Raw genomic sequence first — 16,391 nt, forward strand, 5'->3', positions numbered from 1 at the left:
TGGTTTATTCAAAAGCACTGACATCACCGACACCACGACGTACAACGACAGGATTTTCTCCCGATAAATCCACAATACTGGTGGTGGATAATGTGCCAAAACCACCATCCACAAATACATCAATTCGTTTACCCAACTGATTTTCAATATCGAATGGATCATCCAGAGGGTCTGCCTGATCAGGTAAAATCAGGGTACTGGTCAATAAAGGTTCACCCAGTTCTTTTAATAATGCCTGAGCAATCGGATTGCTTGGAATGCGTAAACCAATGGTTTTTTTCTTCGGATGCATTAAACGCTTTGGCACTTCACTGGTTGCAGGCAAAATAAAGGTGGTGACAGCAGGAGTATTATTTTTTAACAGCCTATACATGGCATTGTCCACTTTGGCATAGGTCGAAATGTCGGATAAGTCACAGCACATAATTGCATATTGATGCTTTGGACCCAGGCCACGAATCTGGGCAATCCGTTCCATCGCATTCTTGTTTCCAATCTGACAGCCAATTGCATAAGCCGCATCGGTTGGATAGACCACAACATCGCCTGTACGAATACGTTCAACTGCCTGAGTGATTAAGCGAGCCTGTGGATTTTCAGGATGAATATGTAAATGTAACATTTTGTAGCTCCCTAATCTAAGTGGCTGAATTAATTATGAAACGTAATTTTAGTGGGGCGCAAGGTCTGGATGTGGTAATTTTGTCATTTAATCAAGGTATTCACGTTTAAATTCATCGAGTTGTAACGGCATGCCTTGACGTGTGCATAGGCAGATGTAATGAATGAAATGTGCTGCATCATGAGGTAGCTTTGCTTCACCCGAAAAATAACGCTGTACTTGGGTGAAAACATTGTCTTTAAACTGCTGCCCATTGCCACCATCACCTGTCAAGTTATCCAGAGACACACGGAATTTCCGACCAAAAGCGGTGGCAAATAACCATTCAATGGCCTGTGGCTTGATTTCAACCTGTTCAAATAAAGCCTGTTGCTCGGCGCTGCGGCCATCGGGTGCATACCAATAACCCAGGTCAGGTAAAAGACGTCGCTTCTCACCAGAAATAGACCAGTGGCTAATTTCATGCAGGGCACTGTTAAAGAAACCATGGGCAAACTGGATTCGTGCAGGCTGTTCAGCGGTGGCTGGGAAATATTCTGGTTCAAAATCACCTTTAACCAAGGTGACATTATGGTGGGAAAACCAGTGATTAAAGTGTAAAATAAGCCAATCAACCTGCTCTGGTTCTGTTGTTAAGTTTTGCCAAGATGAGCGTTGCACTTGATCTGGTGCTAACACAGGCGAAAGGGTTGAATGGGTGCCAACAAGTAATGAAGTTGTTACTTCAGGTTGCGGCTGCAACAGGTGCATTGCTTGACTTACCCCGAGTTCTGTCTAAAGAAGTGCAAAATTGTATCTTAATCTTTGACAGAGTACCGATGAATTTGTAGAATTGCCGCCTTAATTATGTCAGCAAACACTTTTCCAAGCCAAATCGAGCCATTTAAATGGGCTGAACAGGGCTATACATGGTCAGGAACACTGCCGTTGTCTCGCTTTGCTCGTATTGCTCGAGAAGCTGTTGGTTCAATTGATGATCAATTGATCAACATAGACTGTAAGCTATCAATGGATGCCTATCATCGTATTGTATGGCTGGATGGACATATTGACACCAAAGTTCCAATGGAGTGCCAACGTTGTTTGGGGCCTGTTGAAATTGAACTGGTTTCAGATTTTCATTTAGCCTTGGTTGATGATGAGTCACTGATAGAGCGATTGGATGAGGATGCTGATTTCATCGTCTTAGGTGAAAGTGAGTCTTCGAAAAAAGGTGATTTTGATACGCCTGCTTCTATTGACTTGCTCGCATTGCTAGAAGATGAATTGTTATTGTTGATGCCTTTGTCTCCCAAGCATGATGCCTGTGAACATAAACATCAACCTGCCGTTCAGGAAGTTGCCGAAGAAAAACGGGATAACCCGTTTGATGTTTTGGCAAGTTTGAAAGGCAAACTTAACTCATAACACAATTTGTGTTATCATGTTGAGTTAAGACAACTGAATTTGTTCTGATCCATTTTTTCGATCTTTGTAAGGAGCCATCATGGCCGTTCAGCAAAACCGTAAAAGTCGCTCTCGCCGTGACATGCGCCGTTCACATGACGCTTTAACCGAGAATGCATTATCTGTAGACCAAACTACTGGTGAAACTCATCGTCGTCACCATGTGACTAAAGACGGTATTTACCGTGGTCGTCAATTATTCGCTAAAGCAGCTGATGCTGAATAATTGAGTCATATGCATTAAGCGTTAGCTTAAAGTATAGAAAAAATGGGAGCGAAAGCTCCCTTTTTTGTTGTTTTTCGCAATTAAAAAACGATTTAATCAATGGTAAATTGCCGCATCAGGAAAGAGTCTGTTGCCATTCTCATGTAATATCGTGGGTATGGATCAAACTGGCAATAGACCATTTTAAGGATTTTTATATGTCGATTAAACGACTTGGGCAGGCAGCTCAAGCAACAAAAACAGCATTTGTTTTTCCAGGTCAGGGCTCACAAAAAGTGGGTATGCTGGCTGAACTCGCAGAGCAGTTTAGCGTCGTTAAAGATACATTCACAGAAGCCTCAGAGGCAGTTGGCTTTGACCTTTGGCAGATTGCGCAGAGTGGTGAAAGACTGGATCAAACGGAAAATACCCAGCCTGTATTACTCACTGCCAGCATTGCCCTATGGCGTGTCTGGCTGGAACTAGGTGGTGTTGCACCAAAATTCCTTGCTGGCCATTCTCTAGGCGAATACAGTGCACTGGTTACGGCAGAAGCCATGACCCTTGCCGATGCGGTGAAACTGGTCAATTTACGCGGTAAATTGATGCAGAGTGCAGTTCCTCAGGGTGAGGGGGCAATGGCGGCAATTTTAGGCTTGGCCGATGAGAAAGTGATTGAGCTTTGTAAAAATGCGTCTGCCGCTGGTCAGGGTTCAGTTGATGCCGCCAATTATAATGCACAGGGACAGGTGGTCATTGCGGGTAGCACGGCATTGGTTCAGCAGGTCATGGCTGAGGCAAAAGAGCAGTCTGGTAAGGCGATAGCCCTGCCTGTATCTGTACCATCTCATTGTTCCCTCATGAAACCTGCTGCTGAACAGTTTGCCGAAGCTTTGGAACAAACTGCCATTGAGCTACCCCGCATTCCTGTAATACAAAATGTCAACGCGGAAATCGCAACGGATGTTGCCCAGTTACGTCAGGCGCTCACTGCCCAGTTGTACCAATCAGTGCAATGGACACGTACCATGCAATATCTACAGGATCAGGGTATTCAATATGTGGTTGAATGTGGACCAGGTACGGTGCTCAGCAATCTTGCCAAGCGATTACCGAACATAGAAAAAGCATTTGCGATTGACAGCAAGGCACGTATGGAAGATGCCCTGAGCGCGGTCTTGGTGGCAGAAGGAAAAATTGCATGACACAACAACGAAAAGTTGCGTTGGTGACAGGAGCAAGCCGAGGAATTGGCGCAGCAATTGCACAGCAGCTCATTCAAGACGGTTTTTTTGTGGTTGGAACTGCGACCTCTGAATCAGGCGCACAAAAACTGACAGAAAGCTTTGCTGAAAACGGGACAGGTGCTGTGCTTGATGTCCGTAATGGCGAAGCAATTGATGCGCTGGTTTCAGACATTGAGCAAAAACATGGTGCGGTTCTTGTATTGGTCAATAATGCTGGAATCACCAAGGACAACTTGTTGCTTCGCATGTCTGAAGATGACTGGGATGACATTCTTAATATTCATCTGAAAGCTGTTTACCGCTTATCCAAGCGGGTACTCAAGGGCATGACCAAGGCACGTTTTGGACGCATTATCAACATCAGTTCAGTGGTCGCACACTTTGCCAATCCAGGACAGGCCAACTACTCCGCAGCGAAAGCAGGCATTGAGGCATTCAGCCGTAGCCTAGCCAAGGAGATGGGCAGCCGCCAGATTACGGTCAACAGTGTGGCACCTGGTTTTATTGCAACAGAAATGACTGATCAGTTAAGCGAAGATGTTCGTAAAAAGATGAGTGATCAAGTAGCTTTAAATCGTCTGGGTGAACCACAAGATATTGCGAATGCAGTGAGTTTCCTTGCCAGCGATAAGGCTAGTTACATTACTGGTACAGTTTTACACGTAAATGGTGGTTTATACATGGCCTAAGTGGTGATGTATAAACTTTTAAAAATTTTTATATTCAATTAAACTAGTGGCAAATTAAAACGCCACAAGCAATGAGGAGAATTCCTGTGAGCGATATCGAACAACGCATCAAACAAGCTGTAGCTGAACAATTAGGTATGCGTGCTGAAGAGATCAAGAATGAAGCATCTTTCATGGATGATTTAGGTGCTGACTCTTTGGATTTGGTTGAACTTGTAATGTCTTTTGAAAATGATTTTGACATCACCATTCCAGATGAAGATTCAAATGAAATTACAACAGTTCAATCTGCAATTGATTATGTAACCAAGAAACTTGGTTAATCATCCTGCATGATCTAAAGCCACCGCAAGGTGGCTTTTTTATAGGCTTAACTTTTCGCTGGAGAGAACATATACATATTTTTACAAGAAAAAATAAACTCTGGATATGAAAAATAACGATTTGAGTGTATAAAATTTATTCGATTTAAAATAACGAATTAAATCATAAAAAAATAAAGGGAAATTTTATGGATATAGCAAAACGTATTAAACAAATCATCATTGAGCAATTTAGTGTAGATGAGCAGGAGGTTAAGCCTCATGCAACTTTTACAGATGATTTAGGGGCCGATTCATTGGGTGTGGTTGAACTCATTATGGCTCTTGAAGGAGAGTTTGGTATTCAAATTCCATATGAAGCGGCAGAAAAAATTATCACCGTCCAATCCGCAATTGATTATATGGCGAATATTGTGGGAGAAAATGCCTAAATTGCATCATGCCTTAAGTTGACCGAAAGCCACCATAAGGTGGCTTTTTGTGACTAACTTAAAAATATACATAGATTTACAAGACCACTTTAAATTGAAACCTGAAAGCGAAAAATTTTCGGTATAACTAGAAATAGGTCTATTTTGACCATGCATGCATAAATAATGATAGAGGTAATAACAATGGGTCTTTTTGATTTTGTTAAAGGTATTGGTAAAAAAAATACGGCTCCAGCAGAACCCCAACCTGCGCCAGCAACACCCGCTGAACCCTCAGCTCAGGAAATTGCCAACAAACTATTGGGCTTGATTAAGAGTTTAGGCTTAGGTGTTGAGGGCTTGTCTGTTACCTATAATGGTACGACTGATTTGGCAACAATTAAGGGGCAGGTAAAGAGTCAGGCTGATAAGGAAAAGATTGTCCTTGCGGTTGGAAATGTTGACCATGTGGCACAAGTTGATGACCAGATGACAGTTGAAGCACCTGAACCCGAAAGCAAATTCTATACCGTGAAATCTGGGGACAATTTATCCAAGATTTCAAAAGAATATTATGGTGATCCAAACCAGTACAATAAAATTTTTGAGGCAAACCGACCATTGTTAAAAAATGCCGATGACATTTTTCCTGGTCAGGTGTTGCGTATTCCGCAGTAATTTGTGAATTGTAAAAAAGGCGCATAGGCGCCTTTTTTATTTAATAAATTCTAGACGATTTATCAATTTGAAAATAGCTTAAAACCGCTTTGGAATCTTCTGACCATTTACCACAGGTGTTTCAGCATTTTTGAGTACACCAAACAACCATGTTTCAGCATGTTGCACTGCAATTTTAAGGGAATCTCCCAAAGCTAAACGACCTGCAATAAAACTTGCCAATGAACAACCTGAACCATGATATTGTCCCTCTAAACGAGGGCAGGTACTTTCAGCAATCATTTTGCCATCAGCATAGAGCACGTTACGGATATGATCAGGCGTATCTTCATGTCCACCTTTCACTAAGACCGCTTTTGCGCCCATCTCAAATAGTTTTTGCGTGGCTTGTTCAATATCATTCAGGCCAGTTAAAGCCCTTAACTCAACTGTATTGGGCGTGATCACTGTTGCCAAAGGGATTAACTCAACAAAGGCTTTGACCAATGTTGCCTGATCACCCAATGAGCCACCACTATTGGCGACAAGTACAGGATCCAGCACATATAAATAGTCAGGGTGTTCACGTAAAAACTTAGCCAGAGCAGCAATATTATCCGTTGTACCAAGCATGCCAGATTTAACACATTTAATCGGTAAATCACCCACTACAGCATTGGCTTGTGCCAGCAATAATTCTTTTGAGGTGGCTTCAAAACCAAACACTTGTTGCGAGTTTTGAATGGTAAGGGCAGTACAGGCAATCGCGGCATGTGCGCCACTTTGCCCAATCGCTTCAATATCTGCCTGTAAACCAGCACCGCCTGATGGATCTAAACCTGAAAAACAAAGTACGGTTGGACGCACTGCAATTTCCTTTTATGTTGTCATTTAGGCTAGTATAGGGGAGTTTTGAGAAACTCTCGATGATGTTGTGTAGGGCTGTAAGAGATTGAACGAATGACGATCAAAAATATTCTGATAGATTTGGATGGAACATTAACTGACCCGAAAGCGGGGATTCATCGTTCAATTCGTTATGCTTTAGAAAAACTAGGTCACCCCTTAGCTGATGAAGTTGATCTGGACTGGACCATTGGACCACCGCTGAAAGCGTCATTGGCAAAATTATTGAATACTCAGGATGATGACTTGGCTGAACAGGCATTACTTGCTTATCGTGAACGTTTTTCGGTGACGGGTTTATTTGAAAATGAAGTTTACCCTACAGTTGCCGAGACTTTACAGCAATTGCAAGCACAAGGTTATGCTTTATTTCTAGCGACAGCGAAGCCAACGATTTTTGCCAAACAAATCCTTGTGCATTTTCAGCTCGATTCATATTTTACTGAAATGTATGGCAGTGAATTGACAGGTGAACGTACCAATAAGGCAGACTTGATTGCTTATATTCTGGAACAGGAAAATTTGAATGCTGCTGAATGTATCATGGTTGGTGATCGTCAGTATGACATTATTGGGGCGCATGCCAATGGTATTGAAACCATTGCGGTGAATTATGGTTATGGAACGGCAGAGGAACTCGCCCAAGCACAACCTATCACACAGATTTCCCAGTTTAGTGAATTGATTGGATGTGTGGCTGAATTAAATGCAGAGCGAAAAGTTTCTTGAAATGTCACTGATAAAAATGCCTCTATGTTTAGAGGCATTTTTATGCTTTAACTAAACATTATGCTTTAAACGATATTGTACTAACTCTTCAATACTAATCACGGTTAAATCATGCGTTTGAGCATAAGCCAAAACCTGAATGCCTGAAGCCATTGAACCATCTGGATTGGTTAATTCACACAATACCCCCGATGGTTTTAAACCTGCCAAACGTGCTAGGTCAATAGTACCCTCAGTATGTCCACGACGGGTCAGCACACCGCCATCACGTGCGCGTAAAGGGAAAACATGACCTGGACGGTTGAGATCACTGGCAACAGCATCATTTTGGGTGGCAGCTAAAACAGTGGTTACTCTGTCTTTAGCTGACACACCTGTGGTCACACCTTGCGCTGCTTCAATGGTGACGGTAAAAGCTGTTTTAAATTGGCTGGAATTATCCACGACCATAGCTGGAAGCCCTAAATGATCAGCCAGTTGTTCGGTTAAGCATAAGCAAACAATACCAGAACCATCACGAATCATTTGTGCCATGACTTCGACTGTTAGTGTTTCAGCGGCAATAATTAGGTCAGCTTCATTTTCACGGTCAAAATCATCCATGACCAACACAGGTTTGCCGTGTCGGATATCTTCTAAAGCTTGTTGAATACGGTGTTCAGCAGGGGAAAGGGCTGAAAAGAAAAGTTCGGGTTGGATTAAACTTGACATAATGAAACGCTCTCGTAAATAGGCTACGGTTGAACATTTCAGGACTGATGTAAAAATAAGCGTGCACAAAAACAACCCAAAAGAGTGTTTCGGTGGTTTCGTCTTCTTTCATCCGGACTATACCGTCGGCTTTGGCATTTCACCAAATCTGCGAGTATATAAAAATATATACAGGCTCGTGGGCTGGTTAGATCATTCAGTAAAAAATGTCTAACTTACCACCGGTGGGGAATTTCACCCCGCCCTGAAGCGATGTGCCTTGATTATAGCCAAATTTTGTGTGAAAAAGACAACTTTTTATAGAATCAATCGTTCTATCAAAATGAAAAAAGTAGCTGAAACCTGTTTGGGATTTTTCTGCTGATGAGTTGAACTGGTAATACTTTTAAATTGAGCATACACTCAAAAGATAAAATAACAATAAAATGGAAGAGTTGGCTGATGGAGAAAATGAATCAAACTGAGCTGGAGCAACTGGCGCAACAGTTACATCGACCTGTAATGAGCCTTAAAGATTTCTCACAATTATCTGAACAGGATTTAAATGTATTAAATCAACAGTTACAACAAACCATTCAACAGGAAAATCGAAGAATCAATCAAAGCTTGTTTCAAATGCCATTCTTTTTGCGCTTATTTTTTAAAAATAACAAATAAAGGGGGATATGATGACCCGACTCGCTGTTCATGCAGAAATTATCAAGCTTGCCCATATCCTAAATGTCTCAGAACAACAACTGGCATTCTTGCAGACACTGGCACCAGAAAGTCTTAGGCAGTTTCGCTTTGCGATCATTGAGTTATTACAGGATCAGCAAAAACCACGCTTTCGCTACTTGGCCAGATGGGTGAACTGGTTACCAAGCTGGCTTACGGTGTTGATGGTCAAGCGTTTTTTAGACCCATTTATTGTGGCGCAAATCGCAGTGCATTTATCCACTGAAAATCTATATCGCATTGCCAAACATTTGTCTGCCAAAACACTTGCCGCCATTTCAGTTTATTTAGACCCACGATTGGCAAGGGAACTGTTGGCTTATTTCACCACGCATCAGATTATGGATATTGCCCAAGTGCTGTTGCAGCAACGTGACTTTGTGACGATGGGGCGATTTGTCAGCATGCTGTCTGATGAGGTGGTGCAGGATGTCGCGCAGATTGTTGAACAGGAAAGTGATTTACTGGAAATCGCCTTTTATATTGAGTCCAGAGAACGGATTGATCATTTGGTTCATGTGTTGCCGAAACAGCGTATTGAGCAGGCTTTATTGATTATTACTGATCCAGATCAGCGATTGGTCTGGCCAAAATTATTGGCCTTGATGAGCCATATTGGTTATGGTCTCAAACAGGAGTTGGGTGATTTGGCAGTGCAGCAGGGTGAGAACGTAATCAATGCGATTATTCAGGCGGCGCAGGAAGATCAGTTGTGGGAGGATATGCTGCCTGTCGTGGCCTGTTTGTCGGAGCAGGCCCAGCATTATGTTGCCAATTTACCTGCCTTGCGACAGGTTGAGATTATCCAGAGTATTGTTGCCGCAGCCGATCATTGTGACTTATGGACAGATATGCTGGTGGTGGTCAACTATATGCAGGATGAGGCCAGACAGGCAGTTGCAAGCGCGATTGCCCAAATTGATGAAGAGGTGTTACATCATATTGCCTATGCATCTTTGTTGCGTTCGCAATGGGAAGTCACCTTTGACATCGTGCGTCGTATGCCCATTGAGAAACAGCAGCAATGCCAGAAAATTCTGGATGCCTATATGCAGCAACTGGATTCAGAGACCTATCAATATTTAGATCGCTTGCTTGAGCGTTATCAGATTCATGTTGCGACTGTACATTAAAATGACTTTTTAGGAAGATGGTAGGGTATCCCGAATGGGTTCGAGTGTTGCCAATGCATGTTCATAGCCCCGTTCCACCAGCTCATCCAGTTTGTGCCAGTCAAACATACCAATCCCTGCGATTGGCATACGAATGTGTAAATTGGCGCGTTCAATGGCGGCTGCCTGAATCATGGTGTCACTGGCAAGGGTGGCGGTGCGCATGAGAATTTCTGCCAGTCGTGGTGCAGGAAGCAGTTTATCCTTAATAATTTTATTCCAGTTGAGCAGGGCACTTTGATCGGGTTCTTCCAGACCTATACCAGGCACTCGAATGTCGTCATGCAGGCTGACATTGCTGGCGATGATGGTGCCTCTTTCCAGATTCTGCATCACGTCAGTGGGTAGGTTATTAATTACACCACCATCACAGAGCAGGTTTTCATGCCAAGCCACAGGTGGGGCAACACCTGGCACGCTCATACTGGTGCCGACCCATGTTGCCAGTTCTCCCTGATCATGGATGACCGCCTGCCCTGTGGAGAGATTGGTCGAGATGCAGTAATAGGTCTGTTTGAGTTCCTCAATGCGTCGATGCCCAAAAATGGCATGCAGCCGTGCGTGAAAGCGCTGCCCCCGAATCAGTGAGACTCTGGGCATGGTGTAGTCATTCAGATAATTGCGCGCCACAAAGGTTTCATAGGCAATATGCGCCATTTCCACACTGTCAAACCCACAGGCGACCAGTGCGGCCACAAAGGCACCCATACTGGTGCCACCAACAATATCAACAGGGATATGCAGTTGTTCCAGTGCACGGATTAGACCAATATGGGCAAAACCACGCGCACCGCCGCCACCAAGTACCAAGCCCACACCTTTACTGGAAATTTGTCTGGCAACCGCACAGATATCTGCCTGTGCCCACGGATGAATAAAATAATGGGCGCGGGCGTGGTAAAGCTGCTTCCATTGCAAGGTATGGGGAGATGGATCACCATCAGAGCGTAACAGCACCAGTTCGATGGGGCTTTGCCAATCATATTGATTCAGTACATCAACGAGTTTGGTTTGAATGGGCGTCTGGTTGGCTTCAGCAAGGATCAGGATGCGGTCAGCCTGATGCAGGCATCGTTTTGACCATTCATCATCATTGTGATGGGCTGCATAAAGAACATAACAATGCTTTTCTTCCAGACTGGCTAACCAGTGCCTCAACTTTAAGTCATCGTAACCATAATCAAGTGGGGTTTGGCTAAAGCCATGTCCAAAAAGTGCATCCACATGCGCTGCCGTAACCAGACGCACGTGGGGCCAGCGTAGTAAATGCTCTGTCAATTTTTCAGCCAAATGAATCGCAGGAATGTGTGCTGAGACAGGAACAACGGACAAGGTTCGGCTATTACTCATGGCATGGGTGTGCTGGAGTTCAGGCTGGGAGCGGGCAATGATCAGACGGGATAGCGCAAACAGCACTTTAGGATGAGACTGAATAAACTCGATAAATTGTGGTTGGGGAATACTGAGCAATGTGGTGTCCCGTGTGGCATGCACCGTGCCATGATGAGGCTGATTGGCAATCGCTCCCATTTCGCCCACAAGCTCATTACGTCCCAGATAGGTGGACAAGCCTGTAGCACTGCTGAGTTTCACCCGTCCATAGGCAATGATATAAACATCGTTGGCAATATCATTGACCTGATAAAGCCGCTGACCCGTTTGTAGATGGCAAATCTGGCAATAACTGGCCAATGTCTCTAGAGTGGCATGATCCAGTTCGGCAAAGGGCATGACCTTGCTCAGGGTTGTTATCATATCCATATTGATTAAATTATCTTTATTTTCTATCTATTTAATAAAGCAATACTGGAACATACTTTACAAGTTGGGTTGCGTAAAAATAATGCATTAATTTTAGATATTTTGTATTTTCTCATGGCATGAAAAAAGCCAGTTTATTTTTAAACTGGCTTTTAGGAATCTTGATGTTTTCTGCTTATGCAATTTGTACAGGAATACAGTTTGCTGTGTGGTTCACTGTATTGTCTGGGTTTGCATAAACCAAACGTGGTTTGTGCAGGTTTGCCTCGACTTCATTGAAATCACCAAAAGTTGCAATAATCACTAAGTCACCAACATCAGCCTGATGGGCTGCACCACCATTCACTGAAATAATGCCTGAATCATCTTCACCACGAATTGCGTAGGTTGTGAAGCGTTTGCCGTTGGTTACGTTCCATACGTGGATTTCTTCGTATTCACGAATCCCTGCTAAGTCCATTAACACACCATCAATTGCACAGGAACCTTCATAATGAAGTTCCGCATGTGTCACAACTGCGCGGTGAATTTTACATTTTAATAAACGAGATAGCATGGCTAGCGTCTCCTGAGTAAGACCTAAGACGGATATCTTATGGTTGACTTGTCACGTTTCCGCAGGCTGTAGGCGGCTTGATGCGCATTTTGCGCCTAAAACTGCAATATGGCAAGCGTGATTGATCAACAATTTCAGTTTAAGTTTAAGCGGGTTTGTATGCATTAATTTGATTCATGGCCTGTGGAACCTGTCCACTCACAAGCATTTTGACTTGTGATAAGGCATGGGCAATTGCGGCATCCATTAAATCTTGTTCACTGCTGGGAGCTTTGCCAAGCACATGACCAGAAACACGTTCTTTGGAACCAGGATGTCCAATTCCAATGCGTAAACGATGGAAGTTGGGACCCATATGGGGAACGATGTCACGGAGACCATTATGTCCGCCGTGTCCGCCACCTGTTTTCAAGCGAATCACGCCAGGGTCCATATCCAGTTCATCATGAGCAATTAAGATTGACTCAGGTGCAACTTGATAGAATTTGGCGAAAGGGGCAACACTTTGACCAGAACGGTTCATAAAGGTGGTAGGGAGGAGTAAACGTACATCATGGCCCTCAACTTGGCCACGACCACTGTATCCATGAAACTTGGGATCAGCTTTTAAATTGATGCCATAACGGTCTGCAAGCTGTTCAACAAACCAGAAACCTGCATTATGGCGGGTTTGGGCATATTCCTTTCCAGGATTGCCCAAACCAACAATTAGCGAAATACTTGACACTAATTTACGCCTTTAACACTTATGCGCGTTTGAAGTCAGCGTGCATTGGAGTGTTTTTAGCTGGGTGACGTTGCAATGCCTGGATTTTAACATTTTCAACTTTGTCACCGATTTTGATTTCGATTACTTCTTCAAAGAAAGCATTGCTTTCTAAAGCTTTAACGATTTCACGAAGCTCTAAAGTAACAGTTACAGGCTCAGCACTACCACCGTAGATAATCGCTGGAATTTGCGCTGCGTGACGAAGGCGGCGGCTCGCACCTTTCCCTTGTTGAGCAGCTTCACGTGCTTGAGCATTTAATACGAAGTTTGCCATGGGCATATCCTCATTGAGATTTAAGAAACTAAACTTGCGACCAGTTTAGTGATAGAAAGCCCCGCCATAAGGCAGGGCTTGAAAAAAGCTGGGGTATTATAGATAACTATCGAACATTGCGCTAATAGATTCTTCGTTATTAATACGACGAATTGTTTCAGCAACCATGCTGGCAACGGAAACCTGACGAACTTTGCCTAAGGTTAATGCTTCATCTGAAAGTGGAATGGTGTCAGTCACCACAAGTTCATCAATCACAGAGTTGCGCAGGTTATTAAGTGCCTTGCCAGATAGAACGGGGTGGGTTGCATAGGCAATCACACGGCGGGCACCAAACTGTTTCAGTGCATCAGCAGCCTTGCAAAGCGTACCAGCGGTATCCACCATATCATCGACAATGACACAGTCGCGATCCTTAACATCACCGATCAAATGCATCACTTGAGATTCATTGGCTTTTTGACGGCGTTTGTCAATGATGGCTAGGTCGATGTCACCCAATTGCTTTGCAACAGCACGGGCACGAACAACACCACCCACGTCAGGTGAAACCACCATCAGGTTGTCGTGTTGTTGCTGACGCAGGTCAGCCAATAACGCTGGTGTACCGTAGATGTTGTCCACTGGAATATCGAAGAAACCCTGAATCTGGTCGGCATGCAGGTCAATCATGACCACACGGTCAATTCCCACAGTGGTCAGCATGTCTGCAACAACCTTGGCGGTAATTGGTACACGGGCAGAACGTGGACGACGGTCTTGGCGTGCATAACCGAAGTAAGGGATGACAGCGGTGATGCGACCAGCACTTGCGCGACGCAAAGCATCTGCCATCACCAGGATTTCCATCAGGTTATCATTGGTTGGGGCACAAGTGGACTGAACGATGAATACGTCTTTACCACGTACATTTTCAGTGATTTCAACTGAAATTTCACCATCAGAGAACTTGCTTACAGCAGCGGCACCTAGAGGGATATGTAAATGGCTTACGACTTTTTGGGCGAACTGTGGATGAGCACTTCCACTAAAAACGACGAGATTGGGCATGAAGCACCTGAGCGAGGATTACGTGAAGCAACGCTTCACCCGAGCGCAAGTGAAAAATCTATGATTTTTCTAAAGAGGATTACGTGAAGCAACGCTTTGCCAAAATATAAAGGGAAAATTTATAATTCTTCAAAATGAAATCAAGTGAAATGACGCTTGATTCAAATATGGAAAAATCTATAACCCTTCCTCATAGAGGTTAAGCGAAACAACACCTCACCCAAGCGCAAAGAGGAAACTTAAAATTTCCCCAACGGGTAGTTTAAAGAATAATCTATTATATGGCAGGGGCGGCTGGATTCGAACCAACGGATGGCGGGATCAAAACCCGCTGCCTTACCACTTGGCGACGCCCCTAATGCGGCAGAACTTTAATGGTTTTATATGATTTTGTCAATATGGTTGATCAAATACCAATATAAAACAAGCCTGACGAAAAAAGAGAAATGGCAGGGGCGGCTGGATTCGAACCAACGGATGGCGGGATCAAAACCCGCTGCCTTACCACTTGGCGACGCCCCTAAATTTGATGATCTGTAATGGCAGGGGCGGCTGGATTCGAACCAACGGATGGCGGGATCAAAACCCGCTGCCTTACCACTTGGCGACGCCCCTATTACAAACATCCTACAGGTGAAAATTGGCAGGGGCGGCTGGATTCGAACCAACGGATGGCGGGATCAAAACCCGCTGCCTTACCACTTGGCGACGCCCCTAATCGGTAACCTTGAAATGCCGTAATGGCGATTCTGCCAAACCATTCACCAAGTATGCTTTACAAGGCGCGTTTTGCAAAATTTGCTTTACATTCATTTCCTGGATTACTTCAGTGAAAACACAGGCACCTGTACCTGTAAGCTTTGCCTGACCAAACTGATCCAGATATTGCATTGCTTCCTCAACTTCAGGGTATAACTGTCGAGCCAGAGGTTCAAAGTTATTTCCGAAAAGAGAAGGTTCTAACTGATAGGCGCAAAATGTAGTGGGCTTAGTATCTCTTGTCAATGTTTTTTGTGAAAAAAGCAGTTGAGTGCTGATAAAACAGTCAGGTTTTAAAACAATGAATTGTTTTTGAGCTAAGTCTATGAATGATAAATGTTCACCCACTCCTTCAGCCCATGCATTTTGCCCGAAAATAAAAATCGGAACATCAGCGCCAAGCTGTACACCATAGGCTGCAAGTTGCTCATCATTTAACCCGCACTGCCATAACTGGTTCAGTACAATCAATGTGGTTGCGGCATTGGATGAGCCACCACCCAGACCTGCACCCATCGGAATATTTTTTTCCACTGAGATCTTTAATCCACAGGGTGTCTTGGCGTGTGGACGCAGGTATTGTGCAGCCCGATAAATCAGGTTTTGTTCCAGTTTTACTTCGGCTAATCCCTCAATTTGAATCTGATTTTCCTCAATGGCCTCAAAACTGATCCAGTCATAAAGATCAATCAGTTGGAAAATACTCTGCAACTCATGGTAGCCATTGTCACGGCGACCCACGATATGCAGGAATAAATTAAGCTTGGCAGGGGATGGGACTCTAATCATAAAAGAATCTGGATTATCGATTTTGAATAACCATTGTAATACGGTTTTCTTTATCTTCTGCAAGTGCCTGTTTCAATAAAAGCTTGTTGGGCAAGGTCTGCGTATCGTTATAATTAAAATCAACTGTCCAGCCATCTTCAATCAGTTGCTTTAAACGGTTGTTCTCATCTTTAATGATCTGCGCATTTGCTGTGGCTGGCTTGGCCTGAACCCAATAAGCCAGATGCATAATGGGCGCTTGCCAGCCTGTGGCTTTTTCCAGCAATTCTTCAGGTGATGCCGCGGTAATTAAACCCGTTTTGGCGCTATTCAATGTCACTTCGCCAGGCTTACCCTGAATCTGGGTTTTACCCACTCCTAGAATGCCTGTGAGTTCAATGTCGAACTGATCCTGTTGCTGTAGCCATGTAAAGAATGCACTACCTGACTGCTGTGGGGTACGCACTCCAATTTTGCCCTGTAAGTTAAAATTGTTTTCATCCTGTAGCTGTGGTGAGGCAATCACTTTATTCGGTTGACTTAAATGTTGACATCCAGTGAGAAACAACACACTACTGCTACACATGGCCAGACATATTTTTGCAAACAAACGCATTGGG

At 43.9% G+C, this 16,391-nt stretch carries 21 protein-coding genes, 4 tRNA genes and 1 riboswitch; of the genes, 10 read left to right on the forward strand and 15 right to left on the reverse strand.

All coding sequences use genetic code 11. The annotated features are described in order from the left end of the window. Nucleotides 1-4 precede the first annotated feature (4 nt). Together QTA56_RS06590 and QTA56_RS06595 are read right to left on the reverse strand one after the other, a co-directional pair. Complete coding sequence (locus QTA56_RS06590; protein WP_267980165.1) at nt 5-622, reverse strand: L-threonylcarbamoyladenylate synthase; 618 nt, start codon at nt 620-622, stop codon at nt 5-7. An 87-nt stretch (nt 623-709) separates the two neighbouring features. Continuing rightward, nucleotides 710-1,372, reverse strand: coding sequence for an elongation factor P hydroxylase (locus QTA56_RS06595; RefSeq protein ID WP_267980166.1), 663 nt, complete (start codon nt 1,370-1,372; stop codon nt 710-712). A 96-nt stretch (nt 1,373-1,468) separates the two neighbouring features. On the opposite strand from QTA56_RS06595, the gene QTA56_RS06600 reads away from it, so the two are divergent. The 7 genes from QTA56_RS06600 to lysM all read left to right on the forward strand — a co-directional run bounded on the left by QTA56_RS06600 (nt 1,469) and on the right by lysM (nt 5,620). After that, complete coding sequence (locus tag QTA56_RS06600) at nt 1,469-2,029, forward strand: YceD family protein (protein WP_267980167.1); 561 nt, start codon at nt 1,469-1,471, stop codon at nt 2,027-2,029. Nucleotides 2,030-2,108: 79 nt separating this feature from the next. Then, nucleotides 2,109-2,294 (forward strand): 50S ribosomal protein L32, encoded by a 186-nt coding sequence (gene rpmF / locus QTA56_RS06605; RefSeq protein ID WP_004638135.1) that lies wholly within the window; start codon nt 2,109-2,111, stop codon nt 2,292-2,294. A 197-nt stretch (nt 2,295-2,491) separates the two neighbouring features. Beyond that, on the forward strand, nt 2,492-3,478 hold the full coding sequence (gene fabD, locus QTA56_RS06610; protein ID WP_267980168.1) for an ACP S-malonyltransferase: 987 nt from the start codon (nt 2,492-2,494) through the stop codon (nt 3,476-3,478). Next, nucleotides 3,475-4,209: a 3-oxoacyl-ACP reductase FabG gene (gene fabG / locus QTA56_RS06615; protein ID WP_267980169.1), complete on the forward strand. Its 735-nt coding sequence runs from the start codon at nt 3,475-3,477 to the stop codon at nt 4,207-4,209. The genes fabD and fabG overlap by 4 nt, the downstream gene beginning before the upstream one ends. Before the next feature lie 86 nt (nt 4,210-4,295). After that, nucleotides 4,296-4,532, forward strand: a complete 237-nt coding sequence (gene acpP, locus QTA56_RS06620) for an acyl carrier protein (protein ID WP_004655272.1) — start codon at nt 4,296-4,298, stop codon at nt 4,530-4,532. 188 nt (nt 4,533-4,720) lie between these two features. Beyond that, nucleotides 4,721-4,963 carry an acyl carrier protein gene (gene acpP / locus QTA56_RS06625; RefSeq protein ID WP_267980170.1) on the forward strand — a complete coding sequence of 81 codons (243 nt, stop codon included), beginning with the start codon at nt 4,721-4,723 and terminating at the stop codon, nt 4,961-4,963. A 183-nt stretch (nt 4,964-5,146) separates the two neighbouring features. Beyond that, on the forward strand, nt 5,147-5,620 hold the full coding sequence (gene lysM, locus QTA56_RS06630) for a peptidoglycan-binding protein LysM (protein ID WP_267980171.1): 474 nt from the start codon (nt 5,147-5,149) through the stop codon (nt 5,618-5,620). Between the two features lie 78 nt (nt 5,621-5,698). On the opposite strand, the gene QTA56_RS06635 is transcribed toward lysM, so the two are convergent. Further along, entirely contained in the window at nt 5,699-6,466 is a 768-nt protein-coding gene (locus QTA56_RS06635) for a hydroxymethylpyrimidine/phosphomethylpyrimidine kinase (protein ID WP_267980172.1), read from the reverse strand. Between the two features lie 93 nt (nt 6,467-6,559). Here QTA56_RS06635 and QTA56_RS06640 point away from each other — a divergent pair, with 93 nt between their 5' ends. Next, a complete protein-coding gene (locus tag QTA56_RS06640) occupies nt 6,560-7,234 on the forward strand; it encodes an HAD-IA family hydrolase (protein ID WP_267980173.1) in 675 nt (224 codons plus the stop codon). Nucleotides 7,235-7,285: 51 nt separating this feature from the next. On the opposite strand, the gene ribB is transcribed toward QTA56_RS06640, so the two are convergent. Beyond that, the gene (gene ribB, locus QTA56_RS06645) at nt 7,286-7,945 is read right to left on the reverse strand and encodes a 3,4-dihydroxy-2-butanone-4-phosphate synthase (RefSeq protein WP_267980174.1); all 660 of its coding nucleotides are present in this window, start codon (nt 7,943-7,945) and stop codon (nt 7,286-7,288) included. A gap of 96 nt (nt 7,946-8,041) precedes the next feature. After that, a riboswitch (FMN riboswitch) is annotated at nt 8,042-8,200 on the reverse strand. Between the two features lie 186 nt (nt 8,201-8,386). On the opposite strand from ribB, the gene QTA56_RS06650 reads away from it, so the two are divergent. Together QTA56_RS06650 and QTA56_RS06655 are read left to right on the forward strand one after the other, a co-directional pair. Beyond that, on the forward strand, nt 8,387-8,602 hold the full coding sequence (locus tag QTA56_RS06650; protein WP_267980175.1) for a hypothetical protein: 216 nt from the start codon (nt 8,387-8,389) through the stop codon (nt 8,600-8,602). A gap of 11 nt (nt 8,603-8,613) precedes the next feature. Continuing rightward, entirely contained in the window at nt 8,614-9,795 is a 1,182-nt protein-coding gene (locus tag QTA56_RS06655) for a hypothetical protein (protein WP_267980176.1), read from the forward strand. 9 nt (nt 9,796-9,804) lie between these two features. Here the strand turns inward: QTA56_RS06655 and QTA56_RS06660 are convergent, their stop codons facing one another. From QTA56_RS06660 to lolB, 11 genes are all read right to left on the reverse strand, one after another. Further along, nucleotides 9,805-11,595 carry a patatin-like phospholipase family protein gene (locus tag QTA56_RS06660; protein ID WP_267980177.1) on the reverse strand — a complete coding sequence of 597 codons (1,791 nt, stop codon included), beginning with the start codon at nt 11,593-11,595 and terminating at the stop codon, nt 9,805-9,807. Between the two features lie 175 nt (nt 11,596-11,770). Continuing rightward, nucleotides 11,771-12,151, reverse strand: coding sequence for an aspartate 1-decarboxylase (panD, locus tag QTA56_RS06665; protein ID WP_267980178.1), 381 nt, complete (start codon nt 12,149-12,151; stop codon nt 11,771-11,773). A gap of 145 nt (nt 12,152-12,296) precedes the next feature. Beyond that, entirely contained in the window at nt 12,297-12,878 is a 582-nt protein-coding gene (pth, locus tag QTA56_RS06670) for an aminoacyl-tRNA hydrolase (protein ID WP_004676505.1), read from the reverse strand. A gap of 19 nt (nt 12,879-12,897) precedes the next feature. Continuing rightward, entirely contained in the window at nt 12,898-13,194 is a 297-nt protein-coding gene (gene rplY, locus QTA56_RS06675) for a 50S ribosomal protein L25 (protein ID WP_004676507.1), read from the reverse strand. Nucleotides 13,195-13,290: 96 nt separating this feature from the next. Next, a complete protein-coding gene (locus tag QTA56_RS06680; RefSeq protein WP_267980179.1) occupies nt 13,291-14,244 on the reverse strand; it encodes a ribose-phosphate pyrophosphokinase in 954 nt (317 codons plus the stop codon). Between the two features lie 282 nt (nt 14,245-14,526). After that, nucleotides 14,527-14,601: transfer RNA gene (locus QTA56_RS06685), tRNA-Gln, on the reverse strand. 90 nt (nt 14,602-14,691) lie between these two features. After that, nucleotides 14,692-14,766, reverse strand: a tRNA-Gln gene (locus QTA56_RS06690). 18 nt (nt 14,767-14,784) lie between these two features. Further along, nucleotides 14,785-14,859: transfer RNA gene (locus tag QTA56_RS06695), tRNA-Gln, on the reverse strand. Nucleotides 14,860-14,885: 26 nt separating this feature from the next. Next, a tRNA-Gln gene (locus QTA56_RS06700) sits at nt 14,886-14,960 on the reverse strand. Continuing rightward, entirely contained in the window at nt 14,959-15,792 is an 834-nt protein-coding gene (ispE, locus tag QTA56_RS06705; protein ID WP_267980180.1) for a 4-(cytidine 5'-diphospho)-2-C-methyl-D-erythritol kinase, read from the reverse strand. Before ispE ends, QTA56_RS06700 begins: the two co-directional genes overlap by 2 nt. Before the next feature lie 13 nt (nt 15,793-15,805). After that, on the reverse strand, nt 15,806-16,387 hold the full coding sequence (gene lolB, locus QTA56_RS06710) for a lipoprotein insertase outer membrane protein LolB (RefSeq protein WP_267980181.1): 582 nt from the start codon (nt 16,385-16,387) through the stop codon (nt 15,806-15,808). Nucleotides 16,388-16,391: the final 4 nt, after the last annotated feature.

Origin of the sequence: Acinetobacter thutiue (assembly GCF_030385805.1) — a bacterium.
GTDB classification, from domain to species: Bacteria; Pseudomonadota; Gammaproteobacteria; order Pseudomonadales; family Moraxellaceae; genus Acinetobacter; species Acinetobacter corruptisaponis.

Excerpts from the sequence above, each read along its gene's own strand:
- QTA56_RS06590 (WP_267980165.1), bottom strand. The coding sequence starts at position 622 with ATGTTACATTTACATATTCATCCTGAAAATCCACAGGCTCGCTTAATC.
- QTA56_RS06595 (WP_267980166.1), bottom strand. The coding sequence starts at position 1,372 with ATGCACCTGTTGCAGCCGCAACCTGAAGTAACAACTTCATTACTTGTT.
- QTA56_RS06600 (WP_267980167.1), top strand. The coding sequence starts at position 1,469 with ATGTCAGCAAACACTTTTCCAAGCCAAATCGAGCCATTTAAATGGGCT.
- rpmF (WP_004638135.1), top strand. The coding sequence starts at position 2,109 with ATGGCCGTTCAGCAAAACCGTAAAAGTCGCTCTCGCCGTGACATGCGC.
- fabD (WP_267980168.1), top strand. The coding sequence starts at position 2,492 with ATGTCGATTAAACGACTTGGGCAGGCAGCTCAAGCAACAAAAACAGCA.
- fabG (WP_267980169.1), top strand. The coding sequence starts at position 3,475 with ATGACACAACAACGAAAAGTTGCGTTGGTGACAGGAGCAAGCCGAGGA.
- acpP (WP_267980170.1), top strand. The coding sequence starts at position 4,721 with ATGGATATAGCAAAACGTATTAAACAAATCATCATTGAGCAATTTAGT.
- lysM (WP_267980171.1), top strand. The coding sequence starts at position 5,147 with ATGGGTCTTTTTGATTTTGTTAAAGGTATTGGTAAAAAAAATACGGCT.
- QTA56_RS06640 (WP_267980173.1), top strand. The coding sequence starts at position 6,560 with ATGACGATCAAAAATATTCTGATAGATTTGGATGGAACATTAACTGAC.
- ribB (WP_267980174.1), bottom strand. The coding sequence starts at position 7,945 with ATGTCAAGTTTAATCCAACCCGAACTTTTCTTTTCAGCCCTTTCCCCT.
- QTA56_RS06650 (WP_267980175.1), top strand. The coding sequence starts at position 8,387 with ATGGAGAAAATGAATCAAACTGAGCTGGAGCAACTGGCGCAACAGTTA.
- QTA56_RS06655 (WP_267980176.1), top strand. The coding sequence starts at position 8,614 with ATGACCCGACTCGCTGTTCATGCAGAAATTATCAAGCTTGCCCATATC.
- QTA56_RS06660 (WP_267980177.1), bottom strand. The coding sequence starts at position 11,595 with ATGGATATGATAACAACCCTGAGCAAGGTCATGCCCTTTGCCGAACTG.
- panD (WP_267980178.1), bottom strand. The coding sequence starts at position 12,151 with ATGCTATCTCGTTTATTAAAATGTAAAATTCACCGCGCAGTTGTGACA.
- rplY (WP_004676507.1), bottom strand. The coding sequence starts at position 13,194 with ATGGCAAACTTCGTATTAAATGCTCAAGCACGTGAAGCTGCTCAACAA.
- QTA56_RS06680 (WP_267980179.1), bottom strand. The coding sequence starts at position 14,244 with ATGCCCAATCTCGTCGTTTTTAGTGGAAGTGCTCATCCACAGTTCGCC.
- ispE (WP_267980180.1), bottom strand. The coding sequence starts at position 15,792 with ATGATTAGAGTCCCATCCCCTGCCAAGCTTAATTTATTCCTGCATATC.
- lolB (WP_267980181.1), bottom strand. The coding sequence starts at position 16,387 with ATGCGTTTGTTTGCAAAAATATGTCTGGCCATGTGTAGCAGTAGTGTG.